This is a genomic window from Kiloniella sp. (genome assembly GCF_965205715.1).
Taxonomy (GTDB): domain Bacteria; phylum Pseudomonadota; class Alphaproteobacteria; order Kiloniellales; family Kiloniellaceae; genus Kiloniella.
Window position 1 is genome coordinate 1,231,816 of the sequence record NZ_CBDBHW010000014.1, and the last position, 13,821, is coordinate 1,245,636.

Here is a 13,821-nt window from a genome sequence, read left to right on the forward strand (position 1 = left end):
TTATGGATTGAATATATCCATTTGGTCAAAGTACTTATCACGCTCTTCTTGCGTTCTGATATACTCCCTCACCATCTGTTCATCGAGCCCTACAGTTGAGACGAAATATCCACGGGCCCAAAAATTTTCACCCTTGAAATTCCGTGCTTTATTTTTGAATTTTCGAGCTATGGCAATCGCGCTTTTTCCTTTTAGGTATCCAACGACTTTTGAAACAGCATGTTTGGGCGGTATGCTGATACACATGTGAATGTGATCCGGCATCAAATGGCCCTCCTCAATCTTACTTTCGCGATGCCCGGCCAGTTCATGGAAAATTTCACCAAGATACTGACGTAGGTTGCCATAGATAACTTTTTGCCTGCGTTTAGGGATGAAAACCACGTGGTATTTACAATCCCATCTCGTATGTGCAAGGCTTTTGTAATCTCTCATCGGCTAATTCCTTTGTTATTTTGGTCAATAAACAAAGAAATGTAAGACCGTGGGAACGGTCAAACCATTGAGAGTCCCCCGGCATAGCCGGGGGTTTACCGGATTAAATTATGGAGCTCAAACAGCAGCCCGGAAACCTGATCCAGGTCCACGGCAGCTGCGACCTCATACAAACACTGCTTAAACACGATTGTTCAGCGACAATAACCTTGGCCGGTTGCGACAACCACCTTGGCCGGTGGATCTGATCATTAAAAAGGGCGTGCCCGTTTGATAATCAGATCCACCGGCCAAGGCTTAATTTGGTGTTAGTTACAAGCTGCTGTGAGTTGATAAATTAGGAACCTCTAGATGTAATTGGAGGAACCTGTTTGCCGTATAAATTTATCACAGATGAACAACTGAGACTTTACATGACAGATAGAAAAACTCATGGTCAACGAACCGCCGCTGCCCGCGCAGGGTTTAGCGAACGCACGGCCCGCCGATTTGACGTTGATGCGACTTTACCGTCACAACGCAATATAAAGCGAGGGCGAACAGTTTCTGATCCGCTTGAAGATATCTGGGATAAGGACATCCTTCCCATTTTGGATAAAGACAACTCGGTCAAACCCATTACTTTGTTGCGCCACATACAGAGCCTCTATCCGCTCCGTTTTCCCGATGACCGTGTCAAGCGCACGTTAGAGCGCCGAGTTCGGGGATGGCGGGCTCTGAATGGCCCTGAAAAGGATATCATTTTCAGGCAAACACCTGAGCCGGGTTACATGGGCCAATCAGATTTCACGGATGCAGCCGACTTAAGTATTACCATTGCAGGAGATCCTTTGGTGCATCGGCTCTATCATTTTGTTCTGGTATATAGCCGATGGGAACATGTTGGGGTCGTACTTGGCGGTGAGAGTTTTACAGCCCTTGCGGAGAACTTACAAAATGCGCTTTGGTCCTTGGGGGGCGCTCCTGAAAACCACCGGACCGACAGCCTGTCTGCGGCCTTTCGGAATTTGAGCGTTGAGGAAAAGGAGGACATTACCAAACGTTATTCTGCTTTTGTTGAGCACTACGGTATGGAGGCCAGTCGAAATAACAGAGGGGAATCACACGAGAACGGTGCCATTGAATCTCACCACGGTCACCTTAAGACTGCGATAAAGCAGGCCCTGATTTTGCGTGGCAGTAATGACTTTGACACTTTGGATGAGTATCGGCGATTTTTGGACGAGCTGATTGCTAGACGGAACAAACATCGTGACCAAGATATCCAAACAGAGTTGAAATCTCTCAAGGCGTTACCTCCTCGGCGAACAACAGATTACACTGAAGTCGTGTCGAGAGTTACCAAAACAAGTGGTTTTTTAGTTAAGCAGGTTTTTTATAGCGCCCCTTCTCGCCTAATTGGTCAACGCTTGCGTGTCCATATTTACGATAACCGGATAGAAGCCTATCTAGGCAGCACTCATGTCGTCAGCCATTCTCGTGAGCGGGGGCACGGCAAAGGCCCCCGCATTCATGTTATCAATTATCATCACGTCATTCATGCTCTCAAACGTAAACCTCAGGCACTCGCCAATTCTATTTATCGTGACAGTATTTTTCCAAGAACCGAGTACTCCCTGGCCTGGACATTGTTTCAGAAAAAGTTGTCCCGCAGAGATGCGTGTCGTCAGATGGTTGGGATACTTTTCCTTGCGCACGAAGAGGCTTGTGAGGCCGAAGTCGCGCACCTGATTTCGAGAGAAATCAATGCAGGAAGGCTACCTTGCGCAAAAAAACTTAAGCTGAATATCACAAAAAAGAACACGGATTTACCTCCTGATATTCCCGTGGTTCAACCTTCATTATCAGTCTTTGATACTCTGTTGGAGGATCGGGCATGACAAACATTGAAGTGGATCAGCACAAGCTGCCTCTTATGCTAACTGACTTACGATTACCCAGCTTTCACAAACACTGGCAAGATATCGCAATCCAATCCGACAAGGAGGGCTGGTCAGCAGCCAGGTTCCTTGCCGTTTTGGCCGAATATGAATTGGCCGAAAGGGACACGCGACGCATTCAACGCCATCTCAACGCATCAAACCTGCTGGGCGGAAAAACTCTGGCCACTTTTAACTTCAAGCGGCTGCCTAACGTGAAAAAGGCGCAGGTCGAAGCCTTGTCTGCCGGTGACTGGATTGACGCAAGAGCAAATCTGATTGCCATTGGAAATTCAGGGGGAGGAAAAACTCATCTCCTATGCGCCGTAGGTTATGCTCTTATAGAGGCTGGATACCGTGTGCTCTATACGCAAACCAGTGATCTGGTGCAAAAACTCCAGGCTGCCAGACGTGAACTTATGCTCGAAAACGCCCTCGCAAAACTCGATAAATTTGATCTAATCATTCTCGATGATATTACCTATGCACAAAGGGATATATCTGAAACATCCGTGCTCTTTGAATTGATCGCCAGACGATATGAGTACCGAAGTATTGCAATTGCTGCCAATCAACCTTTTAGCGGATGGGACAATATTTTTCAAGATAAGGCCATGACCGTTGCAGCAATCGATCGTCTTGTTCACCACTCAACCATTCTTGAGATGAATATCGACAGCTACAGACAATGGGAAGCCGCCCAAAATCTCAAAAAAATGTTGCGGAAAACCACAAACAAAAAGGTGAAAAATATGCCTGAAGCATCGTAAATAAACGTCAGATCACAGCCGCATCAAAAGCGGCCAAGGTGGTTGACGCAACCGGACAAAGTGGTTGACGCTCTACACACGATCTAATCGACGAGTTCCGTCTTTGGACATTCCCCGTCATTCTCGGGCAGGGCAAACGCCTGTTTGGTAAAGGTGTTATCCCTCAAGACCTGACATTGATAAAATCCGACACAACAAAAAACGGCGTTTCCATGGGCGTCTATAGACGCCGGTAATATTAAATTATTGATAGATGGTTTATTCAAAACCTTGTCGTTGTTGGAGAGACATTCAATAGCTATTTTGGAAAAATCAAATTTACTGTTTAAGCTAATGATTAACAATAACAAATAACTGAATAACTATTCCGGATCTCTATGATAAAGTGGTGGAGAAGGTATTGTTTTTCGGGCAAGTCGCCATCCTAAATAAAGGTTGATATCTTCAATCGCATTGAGAATATAAGACTTCCGCTCAAGGTTTTCCTTCAGCTCCCGTAAGATATAAGGTTTGACCAGCCGCTTATCCAACCATTGATGCCTTCTCGCAATATAGGCCAAGCCCATTATCGCATTCGCGCGCGCATACATATCTTCATGATCAGCTATTTCCAAACAGAGTTCTTGCGCAAAAACCTTGTCCTGTTCTTCGCATTCATTGCAAAAAGCCAGTGGCAAGAGCCGAATATCCTCCAGATCACCAGAGGCAAGCACTTCTCTCGCCTGTTGCCGATCCTCAATCTCAGGTAAAGGCTGATAGATACGTTTTTCAGTCAACCACTTCTCCTTGAACTAAACTTCTACTATTATTAACCCCTACAACCATTATAGCTATTAGCAATATACTTTTAGTACTCGTATTTACGGTCTCGTTAATTACCAGTGATACAGCTTTTCCGGCTGGGGACCATTGGCCCTTTTCCCAGAACTGCCTCTGTTGGGGAGAAATTACCGCGCTTTTTTATTTCTGCGATGGTTTTCAAAGCTGGCGTAGGCTGTCTATACGCTCCTTGTTGATATTCTTTATACTCAACGTGGAGATGGGGAAAAATCGTTCCCTTTTTACCAGATAATCCGATAACACAGCCAATTTGAACTTTATCCCCAGCTTTGACGAAGCTTTTACTCATATGAAGAAACATAAAGTACATTGGCTTCTCACCCTGGGTCTCAACCATAATTGTTCCAGAGGGATCTTGTTGCGGGGAATATTCTTTTCCCCGGAACTCCATTTTCACAACAATGCCCTCAACAGGCGAGGTCACTTTAGTCGGGGTTCTTGCTCTGTAGTCAATTCCGGCATGAAGCCGTTTATAAGCACGGCCACACTCCACTTTACTATCACAGCTATCCAGATAGGGATTTGTTACCGTAATCTTGCCGGGCAATAACAGCTTTCCAAACTCAACCTCATCCATCGCCTTAACGGAAGATCCCACAAATAAGGCAATGACAGTACTAAACAATATATAATTCTTGAACATAAATGATTACTCAATAAAGGAATGGGCGCCTGTATGACCGTAGAGAAATACTCAGCAGCCTTTAAAATTATTGAGGATGCAGTTTTCAGCTTTTAGTTGCGCTGTTTTAATCTCGCTGGCGAGCATTTCTTTCTTCATCTCAACAAGATTTCCTCCCGCTCTTTTATCTCCGGCTAATTCAGCAATCTTCCACCATGTATAAGCGAGTTCGGCATCCAAAGGAACACCGAGCCCCTTATAAGACATCCAGCCCAGGTTAAACTGAGCACGGGTAAATCCCTGTACTGCGGCTTTTTTGTACCATTGGTATGCGTGTTCATAATCCTGAGCAACACCCTCGCCCTTAAAATATGAAACGCCCATATTATATTGAGCCGCAGGATATCCTTGCTCAGCGGCGAGATTATACCAATGCACTGCAAGCTCATTATCCTTTGGAACGCCATGACCAAGGTTTGACATTAAGCCCAGACTATATTGAGCAAGCGCTGTACCTTGCTCCGCAGATAGTTTGAACCACTTTTGGGCCAAAGTATAATCGACAGGAACCCCGTCCCCATGTACATACATACTGCCTAGACTAGCTTGCGCTTTAGCATGCCCATGCTTTGCTAATGCTTTAAAAACTTCATAGGCTTTGGAGTAATCCCCATTATTCGCAGCTTGTATTCCGTCTTCAAAAATGGCTGGCTCGTTTTGAGCATCAGCTGATAAGACAGAGGTGCTAAATACAAGAATAAATGTGAAGAGAGGAAGAATAAACAAACGCTTCATGGGGAACCTGTGGCGGATAAAGGAGAAGTAGAAAAAAGAGTGGAAAGTCTGTTTAACAACTCCGGGATGTCCTTGCACGAGATAGTTGCGTACAAGTCCAGATTATCAACAGCCTTGGTAATTATTTTCTTTACATTCCCGGGCCATTTTCCTGGCCTCGAGCACTTGCGACGCGCTCATTTGTTCGACGGCATAATCGCGATTTCCCGCGGCGTTATCTACGCCTTGTTCAGCGGCGAAACTGAACCAAATATAGGCACGGAGGAGATCGTGCGGGACCACTTCCCCCACAGCATAGGCATAGGCCAATTGAAATTGGGCGCCAGCGTGCCCGCCTTCGGCCGCGAGCTTGTTCCAGTGGAAAGAGGCCTTTTCGTCCTTTTTCGCGCCCGCTCCCCTGTTGTGCGCAATGCCCATATTGTACTGAGCCTTGGTATAGCCCTGATCCGCGGCAAGTCTGAACCATTTAACCGCAACATTATAATCCTGGGTGACGCCCTGCCCCCGCAAGTACAGCAAGCCGACGTTGAACTGCGCATCTGCATCGCCCTTTTCCGCAAGCGGTTTGAACACTTTTAAGGCGGTCTCATAATCCCCTCTATCGTAGGCCTCTGTCCCCTTTTGGAACCCATCAGAAAATGCAGAAGTACTCGACCAGAAGGTCAGAACAAAAATGAACAGAACAAATAAACGCTTCATGTGGGGCCTGTGATTTTACGTATGGTCACGGTTGGAAAAGAGCAATTCAAATGCGAAAACGGTATAAGAAGGGGGCAACACCCGTAATATCCATAGGGTTTTACCAAGCATTCATCGGCGATGATTTTGGCCTATAAATTCAAGCCCGATTCAAACCTCAGCCAGCAGTTTTCTGATTGTACGATATTTCAGGATCACCCTCTACTCAGTAAGTATTTCCAAAATACCCTGCGCTTCTTCGACGCCCTGATCTGCGGCAAGCTGGTACCACTTTCGGGCCGTTTCGATGTTTTCAGGTACCCCAGATCCAAAGTGGTACATCATCCCCAGAATGAGTTGCGCTTGTCCTTGGCCCTGCTCTGCTGACCGTGTTAGCCACTTATAGGCATTCTCATCACTGACGGGAAATCCCTGACCCTCTTTGTGCATGATGCCAAGATAAAACTGCGCCTCGGCTTGTCCCTTCATTGCAAGAGGAATTAATTTCACCAGGGCTGTTGTATAGTCTCCCTTGATTAAAGCTTCTTCCCCTTTTTCAAAGGCACTATTAGAGGGAGCATCTGGATCAGCATCTTTTTGGCTCTTCTCCGCTTTGTTGAGTAGAAAAAGATGCCGACCGCCAAGTAACCTGTTGATATGTATGGTTTCTGATAACTTTACATAGAGCAGGTATATGACAATCAACATCTCGCAGCATATTTTAGGCCTCAAAGGGCAACGTGTAAATGAAATTAAACTGGATGACGGCGGTGTTAAGATTGTCATTCACTGCAGCCGAGACGCGCGTAGGAGGGCTATAGACCCTGCTACAGGCCAGAAGGGAAGCATCAACCAGCATGTCCGCCGACAAGTAAACGACATCCCCCTTTTTGGGTATCCTTGTGTGGTCGAGATTGAGCTGGCGCAGGTTTATATTAACAAGGGCGAACGCCGCATTGAGGGGTGTGATTTTGTTGATAAAGGGTGCCGTTTCACTCACCGATTTTGCCGACTGATCAGTGGATTATGTCGGCATATGTCTATTCAAGCGGTTTCCAGACATTTGGATATACGATGGGAAACGGTCAAGAATATCGACAGGGCATACCTTATTGAAACTCTCCCTACGCTTGATCCTGCAGAGCTAACTGGCTTGGAATATATTGGTGTAGATGAAGTTGCCCGGGCGAAAGGTCATGACTACATGACGGTGGTCTACGATATGGTTGGCGGTCATCTGATCTGGGTTGAAGCAGGCCGAACTGCCGAGGTTTTTTCAAGGTTTTTGAAACAACTGCAACCAGATACAGCCTGCAAAATAAAGGCCGTAGCGATGGATATGGGGCCTGCCTACCAAAAGGCTGTCAGAGAGTCCTTGCCGTTGGCCGACATAGTATTTGACCGTTTCCACGTCATGAAAAACTACAGCAAAGCTATCCATAATCAGCGTCGACTTGAGTTCAGAAAGGCCGATCCAAGTGGTAAAGAGTTGATGAAAGGGACGCATTATCTGTTGCTCAAAAATGCGGATAAGTTGAGTGAAAAACAAAGTGACAAGCTGCAAAGGTTGCTGGAGAGCAATAGCAACCTGAATGCACTTTACGTCTTGAAAGAACAGCTTCAGCTGCTGTGGAGTGCCGCTTCATTTGAGGCGATGGCGGAGCAACTGGAACGTTGGTGCCTGATAGCAGATCAGTCACAGATGCTCTATCTAAAAAAGTTCGCGAAATCCCTACGGAAACATTGTGTGGGCATCTGCAACTACGCCAAACACAAGCTCACAAGCGCCAGGATAGAGGCTGGTAATGTCAGTATAGGAATGATCCGTAAGCGAGCCAGAGGCATCAAGGATACCGAATACTTCAAACTCAAAATTAGACAATCATCCATTCCAGATAATCAATCTATGCTCTATTTGAAATCCTAAATCTACTCAACAAAGCGGAGAAGAGCCATCTTTTTCAAGTTTCCCCCTGACTCTATGTGCCCCTGAGCGGCTGCAAGTTTGTACCATTCAACCGCTGTATCGTGATCTTCTGTAACCCCAAACCCAAACTGATACATGATACCTAGAAAGTATTGTGCCTCAACGTGGTTCTGTTCCGCCGCAAAAAGCGTCCATTTTTGAGCTACAGCTTCATCCTTGGTCACTCCTTGAGCACGTCGATACATCACCCCCAAAGCAAATTGAGCCTCTGCTGACCCTTGCATAGCCAGGGGATACAGTTCTGCCAAGGCTTCGGAATAATCTCCCTTTTTTTGTGCTTCCAAACCGTATTTCAGGTCATCTTGAATATTATAACTTTCTGGAGATCTCAATTGAGCCAATTTGATCTTTGCTTTTTCAAAACCCTGTTCCGCAGCAACCTGATACCAGATCTCGGCGTAATCCAAATCTTGAGAAACGCCCTGACCGGATTGATATAGAGAACCGAGATTGAACTGAGCCGGAACATAGTTCCCTTCCGCAGCAAGCTTGATCCACTTTACAGCGGCCGCGTCGTCTTGTGGAACGCCGATCCCGTAGCGGTACATATCACCAAGATTGGACTGCGCCGGTGCTTCACCCTGTTCTGCCGATAGTCTGAACCACTTTGTCGCTTCCAGATAATCCCGTTTATCTCCTTCGGCATACCTGTACAACAAACCAAGGATATGTTGCGCGCGCGCATGGCCCTGTTCAGCAGCGAGTGTCGACCATTTGGTTGCGGCCTCATAGTCCTGAGAAACACCACTCCCCTTAAAATACATTACCCCCAGATAAAACTGCGCTTCTGCATCCCCTTGCTCGGCCAAGGGAGATAGCTCTTCCATGGCAAGCGCATAATCTTCCGTCTTAAAGGCATCAGCCCCCTTCTGGAAGTCTGCAGCGAAAGCAAAAGACGAGAGAACAATACTCAGGAAAAGAACAATATATTTCATGTGGGACCTATGCATTGGAACAAAAAAAGAACAAAAAATCTAATAGATTGAGAAAAAAGGATCTATTAAAGGAGTTTGTCTGGACAAAAGAATAAAACAACCCGGGGGACACAAGCAAGTAATGATAGTAATAAACTTTTAGATCAAACCTAAAACGAGAATGTTTTCACACTCGTTATATACTCATAATTTGAGTAAAATCTCTGATGTTTAACGAAAAGGGGTGGCTTGGAAGGGATGGTCTCCCTTCCATTTTGGCTTATAGATTTATCCGATTTCCTTTGCGAAAGCTCCCTAGCCACGACTCTTTTGATTGTGCGGTTTTTCCAATCCGCCACTGACCTTGGGAATGGCCGTCGTGTCTTCGGGGATCCGGACCAGGATCATGCCGTAGTTGCGAAGCCGGGTATAATCCGAGTGCTCAAATGAATAGCTGTCGGTCAGAGTTTCTTCCAACTCCAGCATCCCCTTAAGCGCTTTAAATCCAAGGAACCCCGGAGGTTTATTGGTCATCGGGCTGGTAATCAGCTGTTTAAACAAGGTTTCCTTGTTGTGTTTGATATCCGTGTGCAGCCCGATATGAACATCACCACCAACCACCAGGAGCTCACGCCCACCCACGGCTTTCCATTTGCGAAGGGCACGCAACATCTCCACCTGTTCAGCACGGTGTGTTCCATAGGCCCAGTGATCCTGGAGATCATCGACCAGCCCTGATCCGCCGTTGGTAATGGCATCGCCGAGATAAACCAGCGGCACTGATGTAATGACGATCAGACCACGCACGTCGTCAAAATACCCCCCCGGGGACAAAGCTGTTGATATTTCCTGCCACTGCTGGGAACCCAAATAAGGGCGGGTGGGATCATATTCAAAAGACCGACCGCCGCGTTGATCAACAAACAGTACGCCAATCTCGCCCCATTTGTGAAAATGACCTTCAAAGCGTTGCGTCGGCCAGTCACCCGTATCTTGCCAAAGCTGGCGCTGATACTCGCGAAAGACTTCATGGGCCAGGGTACCGATATGATGTGCCTGTGTTTCAGGGTTGTTATCACCTGCGCGACTGCCCCAGTCATCGCGGACTTCATGGTCGTCCCAGATCATCAGGTTAGGAACGTTGGCCAGGACATCACGGGTGGCTGGAAAGCGCCATGTCATGCGATACAGGCGGCGATAGAGATCCCTGATTTGTTCTTGTTGATCCGGACTGCCGAACAGATCACCATCCAGGATACTCTCTGCTTCTTGAAACGCACTATCGCCATAGATTTGATCGCCAATATGAACCAAGAGGTCAATGTTACCGGGTTTGATATTCCGGTCGTATAGATCACGCCAGCAATCGGTATCTTCACGAAAGATGGTGAAATTACAACTCACCGCGCAGACGTTCATGCGATCCGGTGTTGTTGCAATGGTGTGAAAGCTGGACGCCACCGGGCTATCTGCACCCTCAAAAGTTACCTTATAGCTTAATCCCGGTTCCAACCCTGTGAGTTGAAAAGCGGTAAACCTGTCTTTAGCCAGTTGCTTTTGCATTGTTATGCTGTGACCGCTGTCATCCGTGGCAATACAAGTCACCTCTGCTGCGGTGTCGACCTCTATGGCGATGCGTGCAGTTGTATCCGTCACCAAGCCGATGACAGGCCCCACAGTTATGGCTGTATCTACTGATATATTGATGGGTGGCATAATATTCTCCCTCTCCATTACTTTGCCTTGCAATCGGCATTGTTCTTTTAGGGAAAAATTATACCAGAGCACCCCACCAACACAACCAATAGGGTAAAATTACAAACAATCATTCTGCCAAGCGAGATGAAATAAAGACAAAAAAAATACCGTGGCAAAATCCACGGTTATATTATGGGCTTTATGAAAGATAGGCTGGAAGTCCCGATGAAGAAAAAACACCTAAAATTAACAGTCAATTTTGACAACCGTTTTCAAGGGTTATCTGTTAATTTTAACGATCTGTTTTAATGACCGCTTGTGTCTTTGGATCTACGCATATCGTGATCCCCCATATGGGATTACGTTATGGGAGCGGGACCATCCAAATTTACCAGCCGATGATCGGGTCGGCTTAACACCTCCACCCAATCTACACATATCAGTTTCCTGATACTTTTTCTTGATAGTGCGCTAATATGGGAGCGACCAGTAGAAATGACATGGGTATTTTCACCCCGGTTTTCAAGGGCTGGAGCGTAATTTATTTTATGACATAACGCCCTTTTACTCGGGCTTTAGAATAAACCTCAATCAGAACATACTCTTCACGTCGTAGGAGAAAGTCGGATAAGAGTAAATGCCTTCTTTCAATTGGCTTGCCGGGATGTCATGCCGCATGGCTAGGGCAAAAAGATTGATGATTTCCTCTCCGTGATGCCCGACCAGATGGGCACCGACGATCCGGTCCTTTTTGGTATCAACCAGGACCTTTGACCAGGCCGCGGACTCAGCATAACTTTTGCCAGTAAACCAATCGGTCATATCGTTTACTGAAACGGCAACTTTGATTTTTTTCTGTTGTGCTTCGGCCTCGGTTAACCCGAGCGAGCTTAAGGTCGGCACGGTGAAAATCGTATTCGGGATGGTCGCATAATCGGGTTTATGTTTGAGCCCCTCAACAATGTTTTGCCCGACAATCCGTCCTTCATAGGTTGCCAGAGGTGCCAACTGTGGACTGGTGGTCAAGGCATCACCCGCCACCCAGACAGCCGGGTTGCTTACAGAGCGCAGGTGTTCGTCGACGGCGATGGAAATCCTGTCGTGTTTAACATTCCCGGCATCAAGGTCGAGGCCATCGACATTGGCTATTCTTCCCGTCCCGTTGACGACCTTATCCGCGGCGATGGTCTGAATTTCCCCGCCGGCTTCATAGCAGACGTGGAACTTGCCATCCTCAGACGTGATCTCTTTGATCTGAACGTTTGTATCAACGGTAATGCCAATGCGCTCGCTTTCCTTTTGGATTACGGCAACAGCGTCAGAATCTATCCGTGGCAAGAGCTGCGGCATGGCTTCGAGAATGGTGACTTTGCTACCTGCGCGGGCATAGAGGTGGCTGAATTCCATGGCAATAACGCCACCGCCAATAAAGACGATCTCCCCCGGCTGTTCTTCTTCTAACATGACTTCATCCGACGTTATCATGTGTTCTGCCCCGGGGATTGGGAGGGGCCTGGTTTTTGATCCCGTGGCAATGACGATATTGTCGGCTTCCAAGACCTGATCGCCAACCTGGATTGCATTTGGGCCGACAAATTTACCCGCCTGGGTAAAGACGTCGCCGCGTTTTGCTGCCAGCCCGGCCATGGCTCCGGGAAGGAAATCGATTGCTTCTTTTTTGCGCTGGATTAACTTTGCCCAATCAAGCTTGGGGGATAGGCCATCAATGTGATGGAACGCGGCCCGCTCAATATCGTGCAGCGCTTGTCCGGCAGAAACCAGAAACTTCTTAGGGGTGCAACCGCGATTGGGACAGGTGCCGCCAAAATCCCAGTTTTCGACAAAGGCAATCTTCTTACCCGCTTCATGCGCAATGGCCGAAACGCCAAACCCGGCGTTACCTCCACCCAGAATAATAATGTCGTATTTATTGGACATGGCTTAATCTCCGTAAAGGTTTTGGCGTCAAAAGATTTGGCGATAATTCTAGAAGAGTATAATCACTTAAAGAGCTCTCAGGTGATATTTTTAGTTAACTAACCCAGACGTTTTTTCTGATGCTTCAAATGGGATGGTTTATAGCTGAGGCTTGTTAAGGCGAAACCTCTTGAAAAGCTCGCCATCAACGGTCATCTCACCATCATTGGCAAAGCCCATACGGGTGATCGCTTTCCAGTTTGTCCGGCTTGGCGGGAACAGGATCGTTATCGAGTTCAGGTTCATCTGACTAAAGGCCCGGTCGCGTACCTTATTGAAAATCTTCCGGCCCCAACCCCAAAAATTGGGGTGAAGCACCAAAGCAAAATCAGCCTCACCGTGTTCGGGTTGTAACCCGCCCCAACCAGCGAATTCCCCCTTGATCAGGAAAGCCCAGGGGCCATAACCGTGCTCATCCCAAAGCTGCTTTTTCGCCGCAAGAAAGGCCTGGCAATTCTCACTGGAAAACCCGCCCGCAAGTAAAGGCATCTGCTCGCCGACCATCTCGTTATTCATAAGCTCGATGATTTGTTCTTCTTTGATTTCAAAGAGATGAACAAACTCAATATCATCCATGAACCGTACCTGTTGTAAAATTCCGTCCCTCGTTATGAATAACAGCTCTTAGCCTGGCCAGTAAAATTACAGTGAGGATCAATGCTTGACCGGCCTAACGTCGACGTTGCTTTGCTTCATATTGCTGGTGATATTCCTCGGCCAGAAAATACGGCCCTGCCGGAACTATCTCTGTCGCGATGGGATCCCGGTTCAGGATCTGGACAATCTTCCTGGATTGCAAAGCAACCGCTTCTTGCACCGGTGAGTGAAAGAATATCACAGAGCGGTACTGGCTTCCCGTATTCATATCATTTAGAATAGATACCGTCGGATCGTGCAAGGTCCAAAACAGATCGAGCAAGCTGTCATAAGACGTAACCGCGGGATCAAACCTGACCTGAACAACTTCGGCATGCCCGGTGTTGCCAATGCAAACCGCGTCATAGCTCGGATTATCCGTGCGCCCACCCATAAAACCCACTGAGGTCGCGACAACACCGGGAACCCGGCCAAAGGCCGTCTCAATGCCCCAAAAACATCCGGCGCCAAATGTTGCTAATTCCATGATTAATTCCGGTTTAGAACTACTTATTTAGCATTTATGTAGTGTACGCACCTAAGAAATAGA

The 13,821-nt window shown here is 47.1% G+C and carries 15 protein-coding genes; 4 read left to right on the top strand and 11 right to left on the bottom strand.

Going from position 1 to position 13,821, the window contains the following annotated elements; all coding sequences use genetic code 11:
• On the bottom strand, positions 1 to 435 hold the full coding sequence (gene tnpA / locus ACOGW3_RS22840; RefSeq protein ID WP_419901154.1) for an IS200/IS605 family transposase: 435 nt from the start codon (positions 433 to 435) through the stop codon (positions 1 to 3).
• A 371-nt stretch (positions 436 to 806) separates the two neighbouring features.
• Here tnpA and istA point away from each other — a divergent pair, with 371 nt between their 5' ends.
• The 3 genes from istA (at position 807) to ACOGW3_RS22855 (ending at position 3,360) form a co-directional block, all read left to right on the top strand.
• Positions 807 to 2,315, top strand: coding sequence for an IS21 family transposase (istA, locus tag ACOGW3_RS22845; protein ID WP_419901087.1), 1,509 nt, complete (start codon positions 807 to 809; stop codon positions 2,313 to 2,315).
• On the top strand, positions 2,312 to 3,124 hold the full coding sequence (istB, locus tag ACOGW3_RS22850) for an IS21-like element helper ATPase IstB (protein ID WP_419901088.1): 813 nt from the start codon (positions 2,312 to 2,314) through the stop codon (positions 3,122 to 3,124). Before istA ends, istB begins: the two co-directional genes overlap by 4 nt.
• An 86-nt stretch (positions 3,125 to 3,210) precedes the next feature.
• Positions 3,211 to 3,360: a hypothetical protein gene (locus tag ACOGW3_RS22855; RefSeq protein ID WP_419905976.1), complete on the top strand. Its 150-nt coding sequence runs from the start codon at positions 3,211 to 3,213 to the stop codon at positions 3,358 to 3,360.
• A 126-nt stretch (positions 3,361 to 3,486) separates the two neighbouring features.
• On the opposite strand, the gene ACOGW3_RS22860 is transcribed toward ACOGW3_RS22855, so the two are convergent.
• The 5 genes from ACOGW3_RS22860 to ACOGW3_RS22880 all read right to left on the bottom strand — a co-directional run bounded on the left by ACOGW3_RS22860 (position 3,487) and on the right by ACOGW3_RS22880 (position 6,767).
• A complete protein-coding gene (locus ACOGW3_RS22860; RefSeq protein WP_419905051.1) occupies positions 3,487 to 3,900 on the bottom strand; it encodes a hypothetical protein in 414 nt (137 codons plus the stop codon).
• Positions 3,901 to 3,995: 95 nt separating this feature from the next.
• Complete coding sequence (locus ACOGW3_RS22865; RefSeq protein WP_419905052.1) at positions 3,996 to 4,541, bottom strand: M23 family metallopeptidase; 546 nt, start codon at positions 4,539 to 4,541, stop codon at positions 3,996 to 3,998.
• A 117-nt stretch (positions 4,542 to 4,658) separates the two neighbouring features.
• The gene (locus ACOGW3_RS22870; protein WP_419905053.1) at positions 4,659 to 5,381 is read right to left on the bottom strand and encodes a tetratricopeptide repeat protein; all 723 of its coding nucleotides are present in this window, start codon (positions 5,379 to 5,381) and stop codon (positions 4,659 to 4,661) included.
• Between the two features lie 105 nt (positions 5,382 to 5,486).
• Positions 5,487 to 6,080, bottom strand: coding sequence for a tetratricopeptide repeat protein (locus ACOGW3_RS22875; RefSeq protein WP_419905054.1), 594 nt, complete (start codon positions 6,078 to 6,080; stop codon positions 5,487 to 5,489).
• 201 nt (positions 6,081 to 6,281) lie between these two features.
• Entirely contained in the window at positions 6,282 to 6,767 is a 486-nt protein-coding gene (locus ACOGW3_RS22880; protein ID WP_419905055.1) for a tetratricopeptide repeat protein, read from the bottom strand.
• Between ACOGW3_RS22880 and ACOGW3_RS22885 the strand changes: the two genes are divergently transcribed.
• Entirely contained in the window at positions 6,754 to 7,986 is a 1,233-nt protein-coding gene (locus ACOGW3_RS22885) for an ISL3 family transposase (protein ID WP_419901077.1), read from the top strand. The genes ACOGW3_RS22880 and ACOGW3_RS22885 overlap by 14 nt on opposite strands.
• A gap of 2 nt (positions 7,987 to 7,988) precedes the next feature.
• Here the strand turns inward: ACOGW3_RS22885 and ACOGW3_RS22890 are convergent, their stop codons facing one another.
• From ACOGW3_RS22890 to msrA, 5 genes are all read right to left on the bottom strand, one after another.
• On the bottom strand, positions 7,989 to 8,981 hold the full coding sequence (locus ACOGW3_RS22890; RefSeq protein ID WP_419905056.1) for a tetratricopeptide repeat protein: 993 nt from the start codon (positions 8,979 to 8,981) through the stop codon (positions 7,989 to 7,991).
• Between the two features lie 294 nt (positions 8,982 to 9,275).
• Entirely contained in the window at positions 9,276 to 10,676 is a 1,401-nt protein-coding gene (locus ACOGW3_RS22895) for an alkaline phosphatase D family protein (protein WP_419905057.1), read from the bottom strand.
• 573 nt (positions 10,677 to 11,249) lie between these two features.
• On the bottom strand, positions 11,250 to 12,596 hold the full coding sequence (locus ACOGW3_RS22900; protein WP_419905058.1) for a dihydrolipoyl dehydrogenase family protein: 1,347 nt from the start codon (positions 12,594 to 12,596) through the stop codon (positions 11,250 to 11,252).
• Between the two features lie 138 nt (positions 12,597 to 12,734).
• A complete protein-coding gene (locus tag ACOGW3_RS22905) occupies positions 12,735 to 13,211 on the bottom strand; it encodes a GNAT family N-acetyltransferase (RefSeq protein ID WP_419905059.1) in 477 nt (158 codons plus the stop codon).
• Between the two features lie 94 nt (positions 13,212 to 13,305).
• The gene (gene msrA, locus ACOGW3_RS22910; RefSeq protein WP_419905060.1) at positions 13,306 to 13,758 is read right to left on the bottom strand and encodes a peptide-methionine (S)-S-oxide reductase MsrA; all 453 of its coding nucleotides are present in this window, start codon (positions 13,756 to 13,758) and stop codon (positions 13,306 to 13,308) included.
• Between the last annotated feature and the right edge of the window lie 63 nt (positions 13,759 to 13,821).

What these genes read in the sequence shown, in the direction of transcription:
- tnpA (WP_419901154.1), bottom strand. Translation starts at nt 435, where the DNA reads ATGAGAGATTACAAAAGCCTTGCACATACGAGATGGGATTGTAAATAC.
- istB (WP_419901088.1), top strand. Translation starts at nt 2,312, where the DNA reads ATGACAAACATTGAAGTGGATCAGCACAAGCTGCCTCTTATGCTAACT.
- ACOGW3_RS22865 (WP_419905052.1), bottom strand. Translation starts at nt 4,541, where the DNA reads ATGGATGAGGTTGAGTTTGGAAAGCTGTTATTGCCCGGCAAGATTACG.
- ACOGW3_RS22870 (WP_419905053.1), bottom strand. Translation starts at nt 5,381, where the DNA reads ATGAAGCGTTTGTTTATTCTTCCTCTCTTCACATTTATTCTTGTATTT.
- ACOGW3_RS22875 (WP_419905054.1), bottom strand. Translation starts at nt 6,080, where the DNA reads ATGAAGCGTTTATTTGTTCTGTTCATTTTTGTTCTGACCTTCTGGTCG.
- ACOGW3_RS22885 (WP_419901077.1), top strand. Translation starts at nt 6,754, where the DNA reads ATGACAATCAACATCTCGCAGCATATTTTAGGCCTCAAAGGGCAACGT.
- ACOGW3_RS22880 (WP_419905055.1), bottom strand. Translation starts at nt 6,767, where the DNA reads ATGTTGATTGTCATATACCTGCTCTATGTAAAGTTATCAGAAACCATA.
- ACOGW3_RS22890 (WP_419905056.1), bottom strand. Translation starts at nt 8,981, where the DNA reads ATGAAATATATTGTTCTTTTCCTGAGTATTGTTCTCTCGTCTTTTGCT.
- ACOGW3_RS22895 (WP_419905057.1), bottom strand. Translation starts at nt 10,676, where the DNA reads ATGCCACCCATCAATATATCAGTAGATACAGCCATAACTGTGGGGCCT.
- ACOGW3_RS22900 (WP_419905058.1), bottom strand. Translation starts at nt 12,596, where the DNA reads ATGTCCAATAAATACGACATTATTATTCTGGGTGGAGGTAACGCCGGG.
- ACOGW3_RS22905 (WP_419905059.1), bottom strand. Translation starts at nt 13,211, where the DNA reads ATGGATGATATTGAGTTTGTTCATCTCTTTGAAATCAAAGAAGAACAA.
- msrA (WP_419905060.1), bottom strand. Translation starts at nt 13,758, where the DNA reads ATGGAATTAGCAACATTTGGCGCCGGATGTTTTTGGGGCATTGAGACG.